Below are 18854 nucleotides of genomic sequence, written 5' to 3'. Positions count from 1 at the left end.
CTAAACCCGGGTTTTAGGGACCACAACTGATAGAGCAAGGGGTTTTGCCTGGGGCATCGGGTCAGGCGGTGGGGCCGTTCCGCATCTGCTTGACCAGGTCCAGGACCACGGCCTGGAGATCCCCGCCGTGTTCGGCTGCCACCCGGCGCTGGCGCTGGTAGCCGGCCCCGCGGCGGATGATCTTTTCAACGTCCGCCAGTTCATCCGAGCAGCGCAGCTTCGCTGCCACCGGTTCCAGCCGGTTCAGGGTTTCCAGCAGGTGGTCGGTCACCAGCTGCTCCTTGCCGGCGGCGTCCAGGATGATGATGGCGTCCATGCCGTAGCGGGCGGCCCGCCACTTGTTCTCCTGGACGTGCCACGGCGGCATGGTGGGAATGCTGCCGCCGTTGTCCAGGATGGTGGAAAATTCGTCCACCAGGCACTGGGTGAGCGCGGCGATCGCGCCCACTTCCTCCAGGGTTGCCAGGCCGTCGCAGATGCGCATTTCGATGGTGCCCAGGTTCGGCACGGGCCGGATATCCCAGCGGATCTCGGAGAGGGTGTCGATCACGCCCGTGGTGAACATGTCCTGGACGTAGGACTCGTATTTCTCCCAGGACGGGAACTGGAACGGCAGGCCGGCCGTGGGCAGCTGCTGGAACATCAGGGCACGCTGGGACGCATACCCGGTGTCCTCGCCGCCCCAGAACGGGCTGGACGCGGACAGTGCCTGGAAGTGCGGGAAGTAGTTGACCAGCCCGTCCAGCACCGGCAGGACTTTGCTCCGCCGGTCCAGCCCCACGTGCACATGCACGCCATAAATCACCATCTGCCGGCCCCACCACTGGGTGCGGTCGATCAGCTTGGCGTAGCGGGCCTTGTCCGTCACCGGCTGCAGCTGCGGCGGGCTGAACGGGTGGCTGCCGGCGCAGAACAGTTCCACGCCCATGGGATCGGTGATCTCCCGGACGGCGGCAAGGGACCGGCTCAGGTCCTCTTTCGCCTCGGCGGCCGTCTCGCAGATTCCGGTGACGAGTTCCACAGTGTTCAGCAGCAGTTCCTGCTTGATGTGCGGGTGCTCGTCGTCCTCGTTCAGTTCGGGATGGCGGTCCACCACACCGCGCAGCACCTCATTGGCGACGGATGCGAGCTCACCGGTTTTGCCGTCCACCAGCGCGAGTTCCCATTCGACACCGAGGGTTGACTGCCTCGATGAAGCGAAGTCAATCTTCACGCGTGTCCTTACTGTCCGGTGCGGGCGGGCGCCGCTCACGGCAGGCGAACGGGTGTTTCAAGTCTATAGCTCAGGGGTAGCCTAGTAATGATGTCCCCGTTTCAACGCCTGCGTGACAGTCCACACAAAATCCTCCCACTCTTAGCCGCAGTTTCTGTCGTAGCACTGGCCTCCTGCACCGCCGCACCCGGCCCTTTACCGTCGTCGGCACCTTCCACCTCGGCACCGTCCGCCACCGTGTCACCGTCGGCGCCAGCGGGTCCGACGACGGCGCCCGCCACGGCGTCCCCCGCACCCGACCCCGGTTCCCGGCCCCTGGGCTGGGGCCCGGAACAGCGCGACCAGGACGCCGCCGCCGCGGCTGTGGCGGGCATGACGCCTGAGGAAAAGGCCGGCCAGGTACTGATGCCGTTCTTCCAGGGCACCAATGCGGAGGCGCATGCCGGCACCATTGAGCGGCTGCACCTGGGCGGATCCATCATCATGGGTGACAACGTTCCCCGCGACCCGCAGGGGAAGGTGGACCTGGCCCGCATGGGCGCCATCAACCAGCGGCTGGCCCAGGCCACAGCGGCCGACGGCGACCCCTGGCCCGGGATGATCGGGGTAGACCAGGAAGGTGGCCTGGTGGCGCGGCTCGGCCCTCCCTTGACCGAGTGGCCCGCACCCATGAGCTACGGTGCCGCGGGCAGCGAAGGGCTGACCCGCGAGGCTGGGCAGGGACTGGCCGGGGAACTGGCGGGGCTGGGCTTCAACGTTGACTTCGCGCCGGACACGGATGTGACCATGGGGCCGACGGACCCCACCATCGGGGCGAGGTCCATGTCCGCGGACCCGGCGGCCGCCGCCGTGCACGGGACGGCGTTCTCGCAGGGCATGCTCGCCGCCGGAGTCCTGCCCGCGGTGAAGCACTTCCCCGGGCACGGATCCGTGACCGCGGACTCGCACCTGAGCCTGCCGGTCCAGCCCGCCGGCCTGGAGGAGCTCCGCGCGCGGGACTGGAAGCCCTTCCAGGCTGCCATCGCCGCCGGAACCCCGATGGTGATGACCGGGCACATTGCCGTGCCGGCGCTGGAACCGGGCGTCCCGGCGTCGCTCTCTGCCCCCACCTACGCAGCCCTGCGGGGGCTGGGCTTCGAGGGTGTGGCGGTGACGGACGCGCTGAACATGGGTGCGGTGACCAAACAGTATCCCGGCGGCAAAGCCGCCGTGATGGCGCTGGCCGCCGGCGCCGACCTGCTGCTGATGCCCGCCGACGTCGGACAGGCCCACGCCGCCATCGTCGAGGCCGTGAAGTCCGGGTCCCTTCCCGCGGAGCGGCTGGATGAGGCCGCCCGGCGCGTGGCCACCATGATGACCTGGCAGGGCCGGCGGGGTTCACCCGCAGCCGCGCCGGCGGGCAGCGCTGCACCGGTTTCGGCCCGGGTCTCGGCCTCGGCCGTAACAGTGGTGTCCGGTCCGTGCGGCGGGCCGCTTGTTCCGGGGGCTGTCCGGGTGGCCGGCGGAGGACCGGGGGACAAGGAACGGTTCGAGGCCGCCGCCGCCCGGGCAGGACTCAGCGTGGGAACCGGGCCGCTGGTCAACCTCATCGGGTACGGCGGGAAGCCCGCCGGCGGAGACATCGAGGTGGCGCTGGACGCCCCGTGGACGCTGCAGGCCTCCCCGGCGCCGGTCCGGCTGGCGCTCTACGGCCGCAGTGACGCCGCCTTCGACGCCCTCGCCGCCGTGCTGGCAGGAAAGGCGCCGGCACCCGGAAAGCTGCCCGCCGCCGTCGGGAATGTCCCTGCCGGAACCGGCTGCCCCGCCTGAGCGCGTTTAATAGTCAGGTGCCCATTCTGAATAAAGACATGACTCTCTGCATCTCGCTCTCGGCCCGTCCCAGCAACAACGGGACCAGGTTCCACAACCACCTGTATGACCAGCTCGAGCTCAATTGGATCTACAAGGCGTTCGCCCCCACCAACCTGGAGCAGGCCATCGCCGGGGTCCGCGGGCTGGGCATCCGCGGCTGCGCCATCTCCATGCCGTACAAGGAGGACGTCATCGCCCTTGTTGACGAGATGGACCCCTCCGCGAAGGCCATCGATTCGGTGAACACCATCGTGAACACGGACGGCCACCTCAAGGCCTACAACACCGACTACACCGCCATCGAGCAGCTGCTCGCCAGCAATTCCGTGCCCACAAAGTACTCCGTCCTGGTTCAGGGCGCCGGCGGCATGGCCAAGGCCACCGTGGCGGCACTCCGGGACGCCGGCTTCAAGGACGTCACGGTGATCGCGCGGAACGAGGCCACCGGGCGCGCGCTCGCCGGCCAGTACGGCTTCCAATGGCGGGCAGCGCTCGACGGCGGCACGGCGGACCTGATCATCAACGTCACCCCCCTTGGCATGGCCGGCGGGGCGGACGCCGAAACGCTGGCGTTCCCCGCCGAAGCCATCGACAGTGCCAGGATCGTCTTCGACGTGGTGGCGCTGCCCGCCGAAACCCCGCTGATCCGGGCGGCCCGCGCCGCAGGCAAGCCGGTGATCACCGGGGCGGAGGTGGCCACCATCCAGGCGCTGGAACAGTTCGTGCTCTATACGGGCGTGCGGCCCACCCCGGAACAAGTGCGGGCCGCCGAGGAGTTCATGCGGGCCCAGTAGCCCGCAGGGCTTGATAGCCGGCCGGCTCAGGTGCCGGTTGCCACCGGCTCCACCACGATGGCCACCCGGTCCTCCCCGATGCGGGTCAGGACCAGGGTGGCTGTTTTTCCGGCGCCCTTCTTACCGGCATTCCTGCCGCCGGGCAGCAGCTGCTTCCGCAGTTCCTCCGGGGTGACGGCAGTGCCGCGCTTCTTGATGTCCAGCACCGTGATGCCTTCCTGCTTGACCCAGGCCTTGAGCGCCTTGACGTTGTAGGGCATGACATCCAGCACTTTGTAGGCACGCGCGAACGGGGTGTCCGCCAGTGCGGGGGCGCAGATGTACGCGATGTGCTCGTCCACCAGGTGGCCGCCGAGCTCCTGCGCGACGTCGGCCACGAGGCCCGCCCGGATCACGGCGCCGTCCGGTTCGTAAAGGTAGCCCGCCACGGGACCCACCGGTGCCGCCGGTCCGGCACCGAAATCCGCGGCGCTGGCCAGCTCGGCTGCTCCGTTTGGCCCCAGCACCAGTGCTGAGCGGCGGACGTCGGCGCGGCGCACGGCATTGAACCACAGCGCCACCTCGGTGACGTCCCCGTTCACGGACACCCACTGGGCTTCGCAGCCCTGCGGCACGGATTCATGCGGCATGCCCGGGCCCATCTTCACGCCCACGGCCATGCCCGACTCCGCAAGGGACTCCACGAAGGACAGCGGCGGCGAAAAGGCCTCGGGGTCCCAGATGCGCGTGGTGCCGGAGGTGGAGGTGACCCGGCGGGCGGGGTCCAGCCACACGCCGTCGATCCCGTCCAGCGGGACGGCGGTGGCGTCCGCGTGGACCACGGTGGCGTTCGGGAAGGGGATGAGGTTTACGGTGGCGCAGGCGGCAGTTGTCTCGTCCTGTTCCACCGCGGTGACCGTGAGGTCAAGCGACGCCAGTGCAAGGGAATCAGCGCCGAGCCCGCAGCCCAGGTCTGCCACGTGGCTGACGCCCGCTTCGGCGAACCGCTGCGCGTGGCGGGCTGCAACGTTCAGGCGGGTGGCCTGCTCCAGCCCGGCCTGGGTGAACAGCATCTGGCTGGCAAACTCGCCGAACTTGGCCTCGGCCCTGGTGCGGAGCCGCGACTGGGTTAGGACGGCGGACACCAGCTCGGGGGAGTGCCCCGCCTTGCGCAGCGCGGAATTCAGCTCGAACGACGCGTCCTCCCGGTATGGACCCAGTGAGGCCAGCAGGTCCCAGCCTTCCGGGGTGAGCAGCGGCGCGATCTGGTCCTGGGGAGCGTTGGGCATGCGTTCCAGCCTAGTGGAGGAGCGTCCTGCGGGATGCCGATAGGGTTGAAAGCATGGAAGACAGCGCAGGCCCCCAGCAGTCCGGAGAACAGCAGCCCACGGACCGGGGTCCTGCCAGGTACGCCCGCCCGGCGCTGATCGCGGCGTCGGTGGTGGCCGTTGTTTGCCTGGCGCTGCTGGTGATCATCTTTTTCCTGGACACGTTCAACGCCACCGTCTACTCGGTAGGCGGCAACAACATCGAGGACGATACCCAGGAGGCCCGAGATATCCGCGGGCTGTATACCGGGGCACGGACCGGAAGCATCGTGTTCCTGGTCGCCTCGCTGTTGGCCGCGGCCGGCGCTGCCGCGGTGCTGTACCGGGGCAGGAATCAGGGGACGCGGGATTCCGACGGCGGCGAGGAAGTGGATTTCGAGGACCTGGGCCGCTGAGGCTGCTGCCCGGCGCTGGTGAGCAGTACGCCTGATATCACCAGGATGCCGCCCGTTACCTGCGCGAGGGTGATGGGCTGGCCCAGCAGCACCGTGATGACCGCGGTGAAGACGGCGATCAGGTTCAGGTAGTTGCCCGCGTTCGCGGCGGTGGTCCGTTTCAGGGCCAGGTTCCACAGCAGGTAGGAGCCCAGCGACGGGAACACCGCGATGAACGCCAGCGACCAGCTTTCCGCGGGAGTGGACGGCAGCCCCGCGCCTGCCACCGCGGCCACGGGGGCGAGGACCACGGCGGCCAGTGCAACCTGCACCGCGGTGGACGTGATGGCCGGCAGGGACAGCCTGCGGGCGATGATCGTGTAGAAGCCCCAGACCGTGATGGCAGCCAGGATCAGCAGTTCCCCGGTGTTGATGGAGAAGGTCAGCAACCGCTGCAGGTCACCGCCGGTGAGCACCAGGACGACCCCCGCCAGGCCCAGGCCGATGCCCAGCCAGCTCACCGGGCGGGGCCGGTCGCGAAGGAAGACGACAGCCAGCACCATGATCAGTGCCGGGTTGGCGGCGGTGACCAGGGACGCGTTCAGGGCCGAGGTGTGCTGCAGCGCGCTGTACAGCAGCAGGGTGTAGCCGCTCATCCCCAGCACGCTCAGCAGCAGCAGGACCGGCCAGCGGCGCAGCACCCCTTTCCAGTCCGGCCTGTCCACGAAGTGCGCCAGGAGGAGCAGCGGTGCGGCGGCCAGGACCCAGCGCCAGAACGTCAGCTGGAGCGGGTCCATCGTCTTCATGGCCGACTGCCCCACGACGAAGTTTCCGGCCCAGAACAGGTTCGCAAGGATCAGGTACACGGCGGCTCGCACCGCTTCAATGTACAGGGCGGATGTGTCCGCTGAAGACGAAACGCTGGCACTCGCCTTGACCGAGTGCTAACCCGGACATAGAGTCTTCATTAGCACTCTCCCTAGGAGGGTGCTAATACATGAAGAGCTGCCAGCCAGGCTGCTGCCGGCACCGCGACGACGGTTGCCAGCCAGGGCGGAAAGCTTTCCAAGTCCACGAATTTGCTGACGAAAAGGAGAGGTCCGAGTGTCGGTCTCTATTAAGCCTCTTGAGGATCGTATTGTTGTCCGCCCGCTCGAAGCCGAGCAGACCACGGCTTCCGGCCTGGTGATCCCGGACTCCGCACAGGAGAAGCCGCAGGAAGGCGAAGTTGTTGCAGTTGGCCCCGGCCGCTTCGAAGACGGCAACCGCGTACCGGTCGACGTAGCCGTGGGCGACGTCGTGATCTACTCCAAGTACGGTGGAACCGAAGTCAAGACCGGCGGCACCGAGTACCTCGTGCTGTCCGCCCGCGACGTCCTGGCGATCGTCGTAAAGTAACTTCCCGGATCCCCGTGCCGCTGGTCATGCCTTCTGCTGGCCAGCTGCGCGGGGTTCTGTCTTGAAAGGACAAAACCATGGCAAAGCAGCTTGCGTTTAACGACGCTGCCCGCCGGTCTCTTGAAGCCGGCATCGATAAGCTCGCCAACACCGTCAAGGTAACGCTCGGCCCCCGCGGCCGCAACGTTGTCCTGGACAAGAAGTGGGGAGCGCCCACCATCACGAACGACGGCGTCACCATCGCCCGCGAAGTGGAACTGGACGACCCGTACGAGAACCTTGGCGCCCAGCTGGCCAAGGAAGTCGCCACCAAGACCAACGACGTTGCCGGTGACGGCACCACCACCGCAACGGTCCTGGCCCAGGCACTGGTCAAGGAAGGCCTGCGCAACGTAGCTGCCGGCGCTGCTCCCGGCCAGATCAAGCGCGGCATCGAGGTTTCGGTTGAAGCCGTCGCCGCCCGCCTGCTGGAGAACGCCCGCCCCGTCGAGGGCACCCAGGTTGCCAGCGTCGCTGCCATCTCGGCACAGAGCGAAGAAATCGGCGAGCTCCTGGCTGAGGCCTTCGGCAAGGTGGGCAAGGATGGTGTGATCACCATCGAGGAATCCTCCACCACGCAGACCGAACTGGTCCTGACCGAGGGCATGCAGTTCGACAAGGGCTACCTGTCCCCGTACTTCATCACGGACGCGGACCGCCAGGAAGCCGTCCTCGAGGACGCCCTCATCCTGATCAACCAGGGCAAGATCTCCTCGCTGCAGGACTTCCTGCCGCTGCTGGAGAAGGCGCTGCAGGCTTCCAAGCCGCTGTTCATCATCGCCGAGGACGTCGACGGCGAGGCCCTGTCCACGCTGATCGTCAACCGCATCCGCGGCACCCTGAACGTCGTTGCCGTCAAGGCTCCGGGCTTCGGTGACCGCCGCAAGGCCATGCTGCAGGACATCGCCACCCTCACCGGTGCACAGGTTGTCTCCCCGGAGCTGGGCCTGAGCCTGGACACGGTTGGCCTGGAGGTGCTGGGTACTGCCCGCCGCATCACGGTCACCAAGGACAACACCACCATCGTGGACGGCGCAGGTTCAGCCGAGGACGTGTCCGCACGCGTTGCGCAGCTGCGTGCCGAGCTGGCCCGCACCGACTCCGACTGGGACCGCGAAAAGCTCCAGGAGCGCCTGGCCAAGCTGGCCGGCGGCATCGGCGTCATCAAGGTGGGTGCTGCCACCGAGGTTGAGCTGAAGGAAAAGAAGCACCGCATCGAAGATGCTGTGTCCTCCACCCGCGCTGCCCTCGAAGAAGGCATCGTGGCTGGTGGCGGTTCCGCCCTGATCCACGCCCTCAAGGCACTGGATGAGGACCCCGCCGTGAAGGCGCTGGAAGGCGACGCCGCCGCTGCTGTGGGCATCGTCCGCCGCGCACTGGTGCAGCCGCTGCGCTGGATCGCCCAGAACGCCGGCTTCGACGGCTACGTCATCACCTCCAAGGTCGCCGAGCTCGAAACCAACAACGGCTTCAACGCCAAGTCGGGCGAGTACGAGGACCTGATCGCTGCCGGAGTCATCGACCCCGTCAAGGTCACCCGCGCCGCCCTGCGCAACGCAGCCTCCATTGCTGCCCTGGTCCTCACCACCGAGACCCTGGTTGTGGAGAAGGCCGCTGAGGAAGACGAGCACGCAGGCCACAGCCACTAAATCCCCACCGGCTCCCAAATCCCGCTTCGCTCGACTTGGGTCCCTCGCCGGTGTGGGCCCTTGGCCCGCGCACACAAAAACCGGCCCGGCATCTGCTGGGCCGGTTTTTTCTCGCCTATTTCCGTACCGCGTAGCGCACGTGCGTGGCGAACGGCGAGCTGACGGTCTGCAGGATCTCAAGATTGACGTCCCGGTCGAAGCCGTCGAACAGCCGCTTTCCTGCGCCGAGGAGCACCGGGGCGGTGGAGAGCACCAGCTCATCCACCCGGCCGGCTGCCAGAGCCTGCCGGATCACGTCAGCGCCGCCGCCAACAGAGACGTCCTTGCCTCCGGACGCAGCGGCCGCCCGCTCCAGTGCCTCGTCCAGCCCCGCAACGAACGTGAACCCGGACTCCGGTGGAGGTTGGTCCGCCAGGCGGTGCGTGAGCACGACGAGCGGCCCCGGGAAGGGGTTGGTCCCGCCCCAGGCGCCTGCGGCGTCGTACATGCCCCTGCCAACGATTCCCGCTCCGGTGCCTGCCACGAGTTCGTCGTAGAACTCCTTGTCCGGCCCGTGCATGGCAAACTCGTGCCCGCCGTCGTAGGTCCAGGGGCCGCCCATCACCCAGTAGTGCAGGCGTTCGCCGCCCCTGCCCAGGCCGTAGCGCGGCCCGTCGTCAGGACCGGTGATGAAGCCGTCCACTGAGGTGGTGATGGATGCGATAACCCTTCCCATCAGGTTCCCGGCATGTCCTGGGTCTCGACTCCGCCCGCACGCTCGTAGACCAGCGACACCGCCCCTTTCGGAAAGGAGCGTGCCGGTTCGGCGAGGCGGAAGGTGGCGGGAATGGTCCCGGCGTCGAAGAGCCGCTTGCCCTGCCCGAGGGTGAGCGGATAGAGCCAGATGCGGAGTCGGTCCAGCACGTCCGCCTGCAGCAGGGAACGGATGAGGACGCCGCTGCCGAACATGTGCACCTCCCCGTACTCCTCGCGGAGCCTGCCCGCTGCCGCCGCGTCCGGCAGGACGGTGGTGCCGGCCCAGCCGGGGTCGGTCAGCGATCCGGAGACCACGAATTTGGGCACCCGGTTCAGCGCGCCGCCGATGTCGCCTGACTGGTGCGGCCAGTACGCGGCAAAGATGTCGTAGGTCTTCCGGCCAAGCAGGAGGGCGTCCATGCGGCCGATCCCGGCCTCGATGTCCGCTTCAGACTCGTCATCGGACACCGGCAACTGCCAGCCGCCGAAGGCGAAACCGGCCTCGGTGTCCTCCTCGCGGCCGCCGGGAGCCTGGTAGACGCCGTCGAGGGTCATGAACAGGTTTGCGACGATGATGCCCACCCGCCCATTGTGGAACTCCGCCCGGACCCTGTCCAGAGCCGGGAAGGTACCCTGTCCAGAGCCGGGAAGGTACCCTGTCCAGAACCGGGACGGCGCCTCGGCGGACAGCCGCCGGACGCCCGGAAGGGCCCGTGGCAGACTGGTGCCATGCTGCTCGACGAGCTCGTGAAAACCACTGATGCTGTCGCATCCACACGCTCCCGGCTCGCCAAGGTCGAGGCACTCGCCGGCCTGCTGCGCCGGCTTGAACCCGGGGAGATTGCCACTGCAGTCGGCCTGCTCATCGCAAAACCGCGGCAGGGACGGGTGGGAGTGGGCTGGAGCGGGATGCGGTCGGCCATGGGGGACCCGGCCGACGAACCCACCCTGACGGTCGCCGACGTCGACGCCGCCCTGGACCGCCTCCTCGGCACGGCCGGCACCGGGTCCGCAGCGGAGCGTGCCGCCACCCTCCGCACACTTCTGTCCACCGCCACCGAACGGGAGCAGGCGTTCATCGCCGGAGTCCTCCTGGGTGAGTTGCGCACCGGCGCCCTGGAAGGCGTCCTGACTGACGCCGTCGCCCGCGCCGGCGGGCGGCCGGTGGAGTCCGTCCGGCGGGCGGCGATGCTCTCCGGCGACCTCGGCGGCACCGCCCTGGTGGCGATCACCGGGACGGAGGAAGAGTTGGACGCGGTGGGCCTCGTCGTCGGCCGCCCCGTGCAGCCCATGCTCGCGGCAACGGCGTCCAGTGTTAGTGCGGCGCTGGAGACCACGGGGGAGGCCTCAGTGGAATACAAGCTCGACGGCGCCCGCATCCAGGTGCACCGCTCCGGCGAGCAGGTGCGCATCTACACGCGGACGCTGGCCGAGGTGACACACCGGCTCCCCGAGGTGGTGGATCTGGTGCGCACCCTCCCGGTACGCGACGTGATCCTCGACGGCGAGACCCTCGCCCTGGGCGAGGACGGCGCCCCGCGGCCGTTCCAGGAGACCATGTCACGGTTCGGGGCCGACCAGGCGCGCTCCACGCTGCTGCATCCGTGGTTCTTTGACGTGCTGCACCTTGACGGCCGCGACCTGCTGGATGAGCCGCTGGCCACGCGCCTCGACGTGCTCGAACGGATCGCTCCCGGCCACCGAATACCCGGCGAGATCACCGCGGACCCGGCGGTTGCCGAGAACGTCTCGCGGCAGGCGCTCGCCGCCGGGCATGAGGGTGTGGTGGTGAAGGCGGTGGGCTCGCTCTACGCTGCCGGCCGGCGCGGGTCCAACTGGATCAAGGTCAAGCCGGTGCTGACGTACGACCTGGTGGTGCTCGCGTGCGAATGGGGGTCCGGGCGGCGGACGGGGATGTTGTCGAACCTGCACCTCGGAGCCCTGGACCCGGCCGGCGAGTTCGGCGAACCCGGCAACTACGTGATGGTCGGGAAGACCTTCAAGGGCCTCACGGACGAACTTCTGCGCTGGCAGACGGAGCGGTTCCAGGAGATCGAGGTGCGGCGGACGGCAAACACGGTCTGGGTGGAGCCTGTCACGGTCGTGGAAATTGCGATCGACGGCGTGCAGCAGTCTTCGCGCTATCCCGGCGGCATCGCCCTCCGGTTCGCCCGCGTCAAGCGCTACCGGGACGACAAAACGCCCGCCGAAGCCGACACCATCCAGACGCTGCGCGCCCTGCTGCGTTCCTGACGAAGGCCGCTTGTGCCCGTGCCCCGGCGGGCGTACGGTGACGCTTAAGGACCGCCACTGCAGAAGCACGACGAGGGCGGGCCGGCTGGGCGGGGTATCCGAAAGGAGGCCAGGTGTCCACTGAAGCAGGTATTGACCAGGGCCGGGCTGCCTTCCGCGAGCACCGCTGGACAGATGCCTTCGAGAACTTCCTCGATGCCGACCGGCGGGGCGGACTTCCGGCCGCGGACCTGGAAAGGCTTGCCACCGCGGAGATCCTCACGGGCAACACCACCGCAGGCCTTGAGACGCTCACCAGGGCGCACGAGGAATTCCTGGAAGTTGGAGACGTGGCCGGCGCAGCCCGCTGCGCCGGCTGGATGGGCATCCAGCTGAGCAACCTCGGTGAGATGGCGCGTGCGGGCGGCTGGCTGGCGCGCGGGCAGCGGCTGGCGACGGAGCTTGACGAACTCCATGCGGTACAAGGGCTCCTGCTCATGCCCCAGGGGCTGGGAAAGCTCTATGGCGGTGACCCCGCGGGAGCCCTGGAGGTATTTACCCGGGCCGCCGAGATTGCCCGCCTGGCGCAGGACAGGGACGTGGCAGCCCTGGCACTCCTTGGCACCGGGCAAGCCAACCTCATGCTCGGCCGGCCAAACGAGGGCCTGAAGATCCTCGACGAGGTCATGGTGGCTGTCACCTCGGGCGAGCTGTCCCCGATACCCTCCGGCATCGGCTACTGCGCCGTCATCGGCAACTGCCATCTGGCCTATGACCTGGCGAGGGCCATGGAATGGACTATCGCGCTGGACCGCTGGTGCCAGGCCAGGCCCGACATGGTGGCGTTCAGCGGGCAGTGCCAGTCCCACCGGGCAGAGCTCTTCCGGCTGCACGGCGCCTGGGCGGAGGCTCTGAAAGCGGCCGCCGCTGCCCAGGACAGGTCAACCAGGGGTGATCCACAGGCGCTGTTCGGCGGCTGGTACGAGCAGGGCGAAGTGCACCGTCAGGCGGGCAACATCGCCGCCGCGGAGGTGTCCTACCGGAAAGCGGCAGAAAGCGGCTATGAACCCCAGCCCGGTCTGGCGCTGCTGACACTGGCACGCGGAGACGCTGTCCAGGCGCATTCGATGATCCGCAGGGCAGCAGGTGTTGCCGACACTGCCACCCGGCGGCACCTGCTGCCTGCCCTGGTGGAAATCGAGCTGGCCGCCGGGGACCTGGCAGCGGCACGCGGGGGAGCCGATGAGTTGGACGCCTTCGCCGGCGAATGCCCCATGCCCATGGTCACAGCCGTGGCCCGCCAGGCAAGGGGGACCGTCAATCTGGCAGAGGGCGAAGCGGCGGCGGCGTCACGCTTGCTGCGGCAGGCCTGGCGCCTCTGGTTCGAACTCGGGGTGCCGCACGAGGCCGCGCGCTGCCGGGTGCTGATCGCGTGCGCCTGCCGCGAACTGGGGGACGAGTCGTCCGCCGCGATGGACTTGGAGGCCGCCCACGCCGAATTCCTTGAACTTGGTGCAGCCCCCGCAGCGGCCTGGGCAGCGTCCTTGATGCAGCACCCGGCCAGTACTCAGGAGGGTCCCCTGACGGCGCGGGAGCGCGAGGTGCTCCGGCTCGTGGCGTCCGGAAAGGGAAACCGTGCCATTGCCGCCGAGCTGTACCTGAGCGAGAAGACGGTAGCCCGGCACCTGAGCAATATCTTCCTCAAGCTCGGCGTGACCTCCAGGGCGGCGGCCACCAGCTACGCCTACGAACACGGCCTGGCGGGATAAGCCCGCACCCCGGTATGGGCAAAAAGACCCATGCCGGCGGGCGTGAAGGTTGCATGATTTGGCCGACGCGGAGGCCCCGGGCGCGCCAATAGCCTCAGGACATGAACCTTCCCATGCTGGCCGGCACCCTCTCCACGGTGCTGTTTGCCGTTGGCATGCTGCCAATGCTGGTCAAGGCTGCCCGCACCCGGGACCTGGCGTCCTACAGCCCGGGCAACCTGGTGCTGAGCAACGTGGCGAACGCCGTCCATTCCGTCTACGTCTTCAACCTTCCCGCCGGTCCCATCTGGGTACTCCACCTGGCCTACGTCCTCGCGTCAGCGCTGATGCTCGTCTGGTGGATCCTCTACGGCCACGGCGGTCCGGTGACAGGACAGGCGCAGATGGGCGGAGCTGGGGGAGGTTCAGTCCAGGAAACCGCAACCAAGCAGGGAGTGAAACAGCCATGAACAACGAAGACAGCAGCACGAACGGGACCGGCACAGTGCTGGACACGCTGGTGATCGGGGGAGGGCAGGCAGGCCTCGCGATGGGCTACTTCTTGAAAGCGCAGAAGCGGAAGTTCCTGATTCTGGATGCAAGCCAGAGGGCCGGCGAGGCCTGGCGGCAACGATGGGACTCACTCCGGGTGTTCACCCCTGCCAAATATGACGGGCTGCCCGGCGCACCGTTCCCGGCGGACCGGCTGTCCTTCCCCACCAAAGATGAATTGGCGGACTACCTCGAATGGTATGCCGAGGAATTTGAACTGCCCGTGAACCACGGCGTCCGCGTGGAGCGCCTCTGGCGGGAAGCGGACCGCTACGTCGCCACCGCCAACGGCCACCGATGGGAAGCACGCAACGTGGTGGTCGCCACAGGCTCCACGCAGACACCCGAGGTGCCGGCCTTCGCAGCGGGACTGGCACCTTCCGTGAAGCAACTGCATTCCAGCCAGTACCGGAACCCGCAACAGCTCCAGGCGGGACCGGTTCTGGTTGTGGGGCTGGGGAACTCGGGGGCGGAGATCGGCCTCGAAGTTTCCAGGACCCGGCCGTCCCTGGTGGCGGGCAAGCCGACAGGCGAGATGCCGGTGAAGCATGGCAAAACCGCGGCACGCTACGCTTTCCCGATTGTGCGCTTCCTTGGCCTGCACGTACTCACGCTTGGCACACCGATAGGCCGCAAAGTGGCGCCGGCGCTTAAGGCGCACGCCGAACCTCTGATCCGGACGAAGACGAAGGACCTCGCCGCAGCCGGCGTGCGCGTCGTGCCGAGGGTCGCCGGAGTGGTTGACGGGATGCCTGTACTGGCGGACGGAACGCGCCTTGAGGTCTCGAGCGTGATCTGGTGCACCGGTTTCCGGGAGGATTTCAGCTGGATCGATCCGGCCCTGCTCGACGGCGGTGCTATGCCCCGGCAGTGGCGCGGTGTGGCTTTGGATTGCCGCGGGCTGTTTTTCCTGGGGCAACGGTTCCTGTACGCGGAAGCTTCGGACACCCTTCCGGGCCTCAGCCGCGACGCGCGCTACCTGGCCGCCAAAATTCCGGCTCCCGCCGTTCTCGGATCCGCTGTGGCTGCGGCCTGAGCTGACCCAACGCTTCGCCGAGAGGGCCGTGATGCCTGTTACCTTTCCCGGAAAATCCCCCGCGCCTCGGTAGAATTGATGCTTTGTCCGCCGCCGGAAGGTCTTTTTGTGTCGATAGCGAGAACCGCGGCTGCCTCCGGCCCGGAGCCGAAAGCAGCCGCCAAGAGCCGGAAACCGACATTCCGTCCCGAAGTCCAGGGCCTGCGCGCACTGGCCGTCCTGATGGTGGTGGCCTACCACGTGTGGCTTGGCCGGGTGTCCGGCGGCGTCGACATCTTCCTGCTGATCTCCGCGTTCCTGCTGACGCTCTCCTTCGTACGGAAGGCCGAATCGGGCAGGCCCTTCGGGCTGTTGGGGCACTGGCTGCACCTGTTCAAGCGGCTGCTGCCTGCCGCCGTCGTGGTCATCCTCGGCGTCCTGGCCGGCACCTGGCTCCTCCTCCCGCAGGGCCGGTGGCCGCAGGTGCTGGACCAGGCGTGGGCATCACTGCTCTACAGCCAGAACTGGCTGCTCGCCGACACCGCCGTGGACTACTACGCGCAGGACCACGCTGGCGCCAGCCCCCTCCAGCACTTCTGGTCCCTGTCCATCCAGGGGCAGGTCTTCATCCTGTGGCCACTTATTTTTGCCGGAAGCGCGGCACTGCTGGCGCTGCTGCACCGCATCACCGCGCTCCATGGATTGACCTACCGCGGACTGCTTGCCCTGGTGTTCGGTGCGGTGTTCGCCATCTCGCTGGCGTTCTCGGTGGAACAGACCGCCACCAACCAGGCGTACGCCTACTTCGACACCAGGGCCCGGCTCTGGGAATTCGCCCTGGGGTCCCTGCTCGCACTTGCCCTGCCCTACGTCAAACCCCGCCGGGCCCTGCGCCTGGTGCTGGGCTGGGCAGGCCTGGCGGGCATGGTTTCCGTGGGCCTGCTGCTGACGGTGGACCGCTCCTTTCCCGGCTTCGTCGCCCTGTGGCCCACGCTTTCCGCCTCAGCCATCATCGTGGCCGGGCAGACCGGGAGCCGGTTCGGGGTGGACCGTTTCCTGAGCAGCAAGCCCGCCGTGGCCCTGGGTGACAATTCCTACGCCCTCTACCTGTGGCACTGGCCCGTGCTGGTGCTGGCGCTCGCCGCCACCGGCGTGGAGGAGCCCAACCTTGTCCAGGGCCTTGCCATTGTGGGCGCCTCGATCGTGCTCGCCGTCCTCACCACCCGCTTCGTGGAAAAACCGCTGCGCGACTGGCACTGGCCGAAGCTGCGGGCCTGGCGCACCGCCGTCGTGATTGCCGCCTGCGGTGCGGTGCTTGCCGGTCCGGTGGCCATCTGGCAGACCACGCTCACAGCCGAGGAAGCCGCGACGGCGGCGCAGCCGCGGGAACTTACACCCGGGGCCGCGGCGCTCAGCCCGGAAAATGCCGGGGTGCCGGCACCCGAGGCCAAATTCATTCCCGGCCCTTCCGCCCTGGACCAGGACTGGGCTGGCATCCACGCCCCCTGCACCGGAGCAAACGCCACGGAGGACCCCATCCTGGAAGGGTGCCGGCAGGCCGTTCCCGCCGAGGGTGCCAGCAAGCGGATCGTGGTGCTGGGCGACTCGCACTCCCAGCAGTACCTCGGGGCGCTGGCACCGATCGCCGAGGCGAGAGGCTGGGAACTGGTCACCCTGCTGATGCCGGCCTGCCGGTTCGGCGCCGCGTCGGACACCCGCAACGCGGAATGCAATGCGTACAACAGCGCAGCCTCCGCCTACGTCCTGGAGCACCGCCCGGACGCCGTCTTCACTGTCGCATCACTGACGCACGAGGAGGCCCCCTTCGAGACCGAAGTGCCGGGCTACCTGGACGGCGTGCGCCCGTTTACCGAGGCCGGCATCGAAGTGGTGGGCATCCGGGACAACCCGCGCTTCACGTTCAACATGCCCGAGTGCGTGCAGCGGCACGGCGCCGAGGCCCCGGAATGCAACCCGTCGCTCAGCGAATCACTCGTTGATCCCTCACCCCTGGAGGGTTACCGGGGCAAGCTGGACGGGCTGCACCTGATGGACATGAGCGATTTCATCTGTGCCCGCGGGGTCTGCCCCGCCGTGGTGGGCAACGTCTACGTGTACAAGGACGACAACCACCTGACCAGGACCTATGTGGAGAGCATGATCCCCATGTTCGAACAACGGCTGCTGGCCGCCACCGGCTGGCGCTGACTCGGGCCGGGGGCAGTTCGTGCAGTTGCTCACATTGCACGCGTGGAATAGGGGGATCGGCGCAGAGGTTCTAATATTTACTCAATACTTCCTGCCCCCGGAACGCCGCATGCGGCGGTCCTGATCCCCTGCACAGGCCAGACCCGTAATGACGGGCTGGTCATCGGCTGCAACCCCTACCCGCCCAGCAACCAAGGTAAGAGGCGCACTCATGACCGAGCCCGAACACAACCCCTTTGGCTTCATCGGCCTGACCTACGACGACGTCCTGCTCCTGCCCGGACACACCGACGTCATCCCGTCCGACGCCGACACCTCCTCCCGGATCTCCAAGCGGATCACCGTCCACACGCCGCTGCTGTCCGCAGCGATGGACACGGTCACCGAATCCCGGATGGCCATTGCGATGGCGCGCCAGGGCGGCCTGGGTGTCATCCACCGCAACCTGTCCATCGCCGACCAGGCTGACCAGGTGGACCGGGTGAAGCGCAGCGAATCCGGCATGATCACCAACCCGCTGACCATCCGGCCGGAAGCGACGCTGCTTGAGCTGGACAACCTGTGCGCCCAGTACAGGGTCTCCGGCCTGCCCGTGGTGGACGAGGAAAACCGCCTCCTGGGCATCGTCACCAACCGCGACACCCGCTTCGTGCCGGAGTCCGATTACCCCATCCGGCTGGTCAGCGACGTCATGACCAAGATGCCGCTGGTCACCGGGCACGTGGGCATCAGCCGCGAGGAGGCCTCGCACAAGCTGGCCACCAACAAGATCGAAAAGCTTCCCCTCGTGGACGAGCAGGGCCGCCTCAAGGGCCTCATCACCACCAAGGACTTCACCAAGGCGGAGCAGTACCCGTTGGCCACCAAGGATGACGAAGGCCGCCTGCGCGTTGGCGCCGCCATCGGCTTCTTCGGGGACGGCTGGGAGCGGGCCATGGCACTCATTGATGCCGGCGTCGACGCCCTGTTCGTGGACACCGCCAACGGCCACTCCCAGGGCGTGCTGGACATGATCCGCCGGCTCAAGTCCGATCCGGTTGCTGCGCATGTGGATGTCATTGGCGGCCAGGCTGCCACCCGCGAAGGTGCCCAGGCCCTCATCGACGCCGGCGCCGACGGCATCAAGGTGGGCGTGGGTCCCGGCTCCATCTGCACCACCCGCGTGGTGGCAGGCGTGGGTGTCCCGCAGATCACCGCGATCTACGAATCGGCGAAGGCTGCGATCCCGGCCGGCGTGCCGCTGATCGCCGACGGCGGCCTGCAGTACTCCGGCGACATCGGCAAGGCACTGGTTGCCGGTGCCGACACCGTGATGCTGGGCTCGCTGCTGGCCGGCTGTGACGAGTCCCCAGGCGAGCTGATCTTCGTCAACGGCAAGCAGTTCAAGTCCTACCGCGGCATGGGTTCCCTCGGTGCCATGCAGTCCCGCGGCAAGAACACGTCCTACTCGAAGGACCGCTACTTCCAGGCTGACGTCTCCGGTGACGACAAGCTGATTCCGGAGGGCATTGAGGGCCGGGTGGCCTACCGCGGCCCGCTGGCCTCCGTGGCCTACCAGCTGGTGGGCGGCCTGCGCCAGACCATGTTCTACACCGGAGCGCCGACCATCCCCGAGCTCAAGGCCCGCGGCAAGTTCGTCCGCATCACCCCGGCCGGGCTGAAGGAATCGCACCCGCACGACATCCAGATGACGGTCGAGGCGCCGAACTACGGTTCCCGCTAAGGCACATAAAGCCGGG

16 protein-coding genes are annotated in these 18854 nt (G+C 67.9%); 11 read left to right on the top strand and 5 right to left on the bottom strand.

What is annotated here, in order from left to right; all coding sequences use genetic code 11:
• Nucleotides 1-61: 61 nt before the first annotated feature.
• Complete coding sequence (locus tag ACJJV6_RS01515; protein ID WP_407709762.1) at nt 62-1213, bottom strand: glutamate--cysteine ligase; 1152 nt, start codon at nt 1211-1213, stop codon at nt 62-64.
• A gap of 372 nt (nt 1214-1585) precedes the next feature.
• On the opposite strand from ACJJV6_RS01515, the gene ACJJV6_RS01510 reads away from it, so the two are divergent.
• Both ACJJV6_RS01510 and ACJJV6_RS01505 read left to right on the top strand, forming a co-directional pair.
• On the top strand, nt 1586-3022 hold the full coding sequence (locus tag ACJJV6_RS01510) for a glycoside hydrolase family 3 N-terminal domain-containing protein (RefSeq protein WP_354175372.1): 1437 nt from the start codon (nt 1586-1588) through the stop codon (nt 3020-3022).
• Between the two features lie 17 nt (nt 3023-3039).
• Nucleotides 3040-3858, top strand: coding sequence for a shikimate 5-dehydrogenase (locus tag ACJJV6_RS01505; protein ID WP_268743659.1), 819 nt, complete (start codon nt 3040-3042; stop codon nt 3856-3858).
• A gap of 26 nt (nt 3859-3884) precedes the next feature.
• Here the strand turns inward: ACJJV6_RS01505 and ACJJV6_RS01500 are convergent, their stop codons facing one another.
• Nucleotides 3885-5126: a class I SAM-dependent methyltransferase gene (locus ACJJV6_RS01500; RefSeq protein ID WP_354175223.1), complete on the bottom strand. Its 1242-nt coding sequence runs from the start codon at nt 5124-5126 to the stop codon at nt 3885-3887.
• Between the two features lie 53 nt (nt 5127-5179).
• On the opposite strand from ACJJV6_RS01500, the gene ACJJV6_RS01495 reads away from it, so the two are divergent.
• Nucleotides 5180-5560 (top strand): hypothetical protein, encoded by a 381-nt coding sequence (locus ACJJV6_RS01495; RefSeq protein ID WP_009357024.1) that lies wholly within the window; start codon nt 5180-5182, stop codon nt 5558-5560.
• Here the strand turns inward: ACJJV6_RS01495 and ACJJV6_RS01490 are convergent.
• A complete protein-coding gene (locus ACJJV6_RS01490; protein ID WP_035752113.1) occupies nt 5500-6417 on the bottom strand; it encodes a DMT family transporter in 918 nt (305 codons plus the stop codon). The genes ACJJV6_RS01495 and ACJJV6_RS01490 overlap by 61 nt on opposite strands.
• 226 nt (nt 6418-6643) lie before the next feature.
• On the opposite strand from ACJJV6_RS01490, the gene groES reads away from it, so the two are divergent.
• Together groES and groL are read left to right on the top strand one after the other, a co-directional pair.
• Nucleotides 6644-6937 carry a co-chaperone GroES gene (gene groES / locus ACJJV6_RS01485; protein ID WP_003805290.1) on the top strand — a complete coding sequence of 98 codons (294 nt, stop codon included), beginning with the start codon at nt 6644-6646 and terminating at the stop codon, nt 6935-6937.
• A 77-nt stretch (nt 6938-7014) separates the two neighbouring features.
• The gene (gene groL / locus ACJJV6_RS01480; protein ID WP_009357022.1) at nt 7015-8625 is read left to right on the top strand and encodes a chaperonin GroEL; all 1611 of its coding nucleotides are present in this window, start codon (nt 7015-7017) and stop codon (nt 8623-8625) included.
• Nucleotides 8626-8740: 115 nt separating this feature from the next.
• Here groL and ACJJV6_RS01475 read toward each other — a convergent pair whose 3' ends face one another.
• Nucleotides 8741-9340 carry a dihydrofolate reductase family protein gene (locus ACJJV6_RS01475; protein ID WP_009357021.1) on the bottom strand — a complete coding sequence of 200 codons (600 nt, stop codon included), beginning with the start codon at nt 9338-9340 and terminating at the stop codon, nt 8741-8743.
• Nucleotides 9340-9942, bottom strand: a complete 603-nt coding sequence (locus ACJJV6_RS01470; protein ID WP_009357020.1) for a dihydrofolate reductase family protein — start codon at nt 9940-9942, stop codon at nt 9340-9342. The genes ACJJV6_RS01475 and ACJJV6_RS01470 overlap by 1 nt, the downstream gene beginning before the upstream one ends.
• 147 nt (nt 9943-10089) lie before the next feature.
• On the opposite strand from ACJJV6_RS01470, the gene ACJJV6_RS01465 reads away from it, so the two are divergent.
• From ACJJV6_RS01465 to guaB, 6 genes are all read left to right on the top strand, one after another.
• A complete protein-coding gene (locus ACJJV6_RS01465; protein WP_407709761.1) occupies nt 10090-11613 on the top strand; it encodes an ATP-dependent DNA ligase in 1524 nt (507 codons plus the stop codon).
• A gap of 113 nt (nt 11614-11726) precedes the next feature.
• Nucleotides 11727-13361, top strand: coding sequence for a LuxR C-terminal-related transcriptional regulator (locus ACJJV6_RS01460; RefSeq protein ID WP_407709760.1), 1635 nt, complete (start codon nt 11727-11729; stop codon nt 13359-13361).
• A 101-nt stretch (nt 13362-13462) separates the two neighbouring features.
• A complete protein-coding gene (locus ACJJV6_RS01455; protein ID WP_407709759.1) occupies nt 13463-13810 on the top strand; it encodes a hypothetical protein in 348 nt (115 codons plus the stop codon).
• Nucleotides 13807-14928 carry an NAD(P)/FAD-dependent oxidoreductase gene (locus ACJJV6_RS01450; protein WP_009357017.1) on the top strand — a complete coding sequence of 374 codons (1122 nt, stop codon included), beginning with the start codon at nt 13807-13809 and terminating at the stop codon, nt 14926-14928. Before ACJJV6_RS01455 ends, ACJJV6_RS01450 begins: the two co-directional genes overlap by 4 nt.
• Before the next feature lie 78 nt (nt 14929-15006).
• On the top strand, nt 15007-17115 hold the full coding sequence (locus ACJJV6_RS01445; protein WP_407709758.1) for an acyltransferase family protein: 2109 nt from the start codon (nt 15007-15009) through the stop codon (nt 17113-17115).
• Between the two features lie 211 nt (nt 17116-17326).
• On the top strand, nt 17327-18838 hold the full coding sequence (guaB, locus tag ACJJV6_RS01440; RefSeq protein ID WP_133345911.1) for an IMP dehydrogenase: 1512 nt from the start codon (nt 17327-17329) through the stop codon (nt 18836-18838).
• Nucleotides 18839-18854 lie beyond the last annotated feature (16 nt).

Source organism: Arthrobacter nitrophenolicus, assembly GCF_045833485.1.
Lineage (GTDB): Bacteria > Actinomycetota > Actinomycetes > Actinomycetales > Micrococcaceae > Arthrobacter > Arthrobacter nitrophenolicus.
Note: the sequence above shows the minus strand (reverse complement) of the source record. Positions and strands in the feature narration are given on the sequence as shown.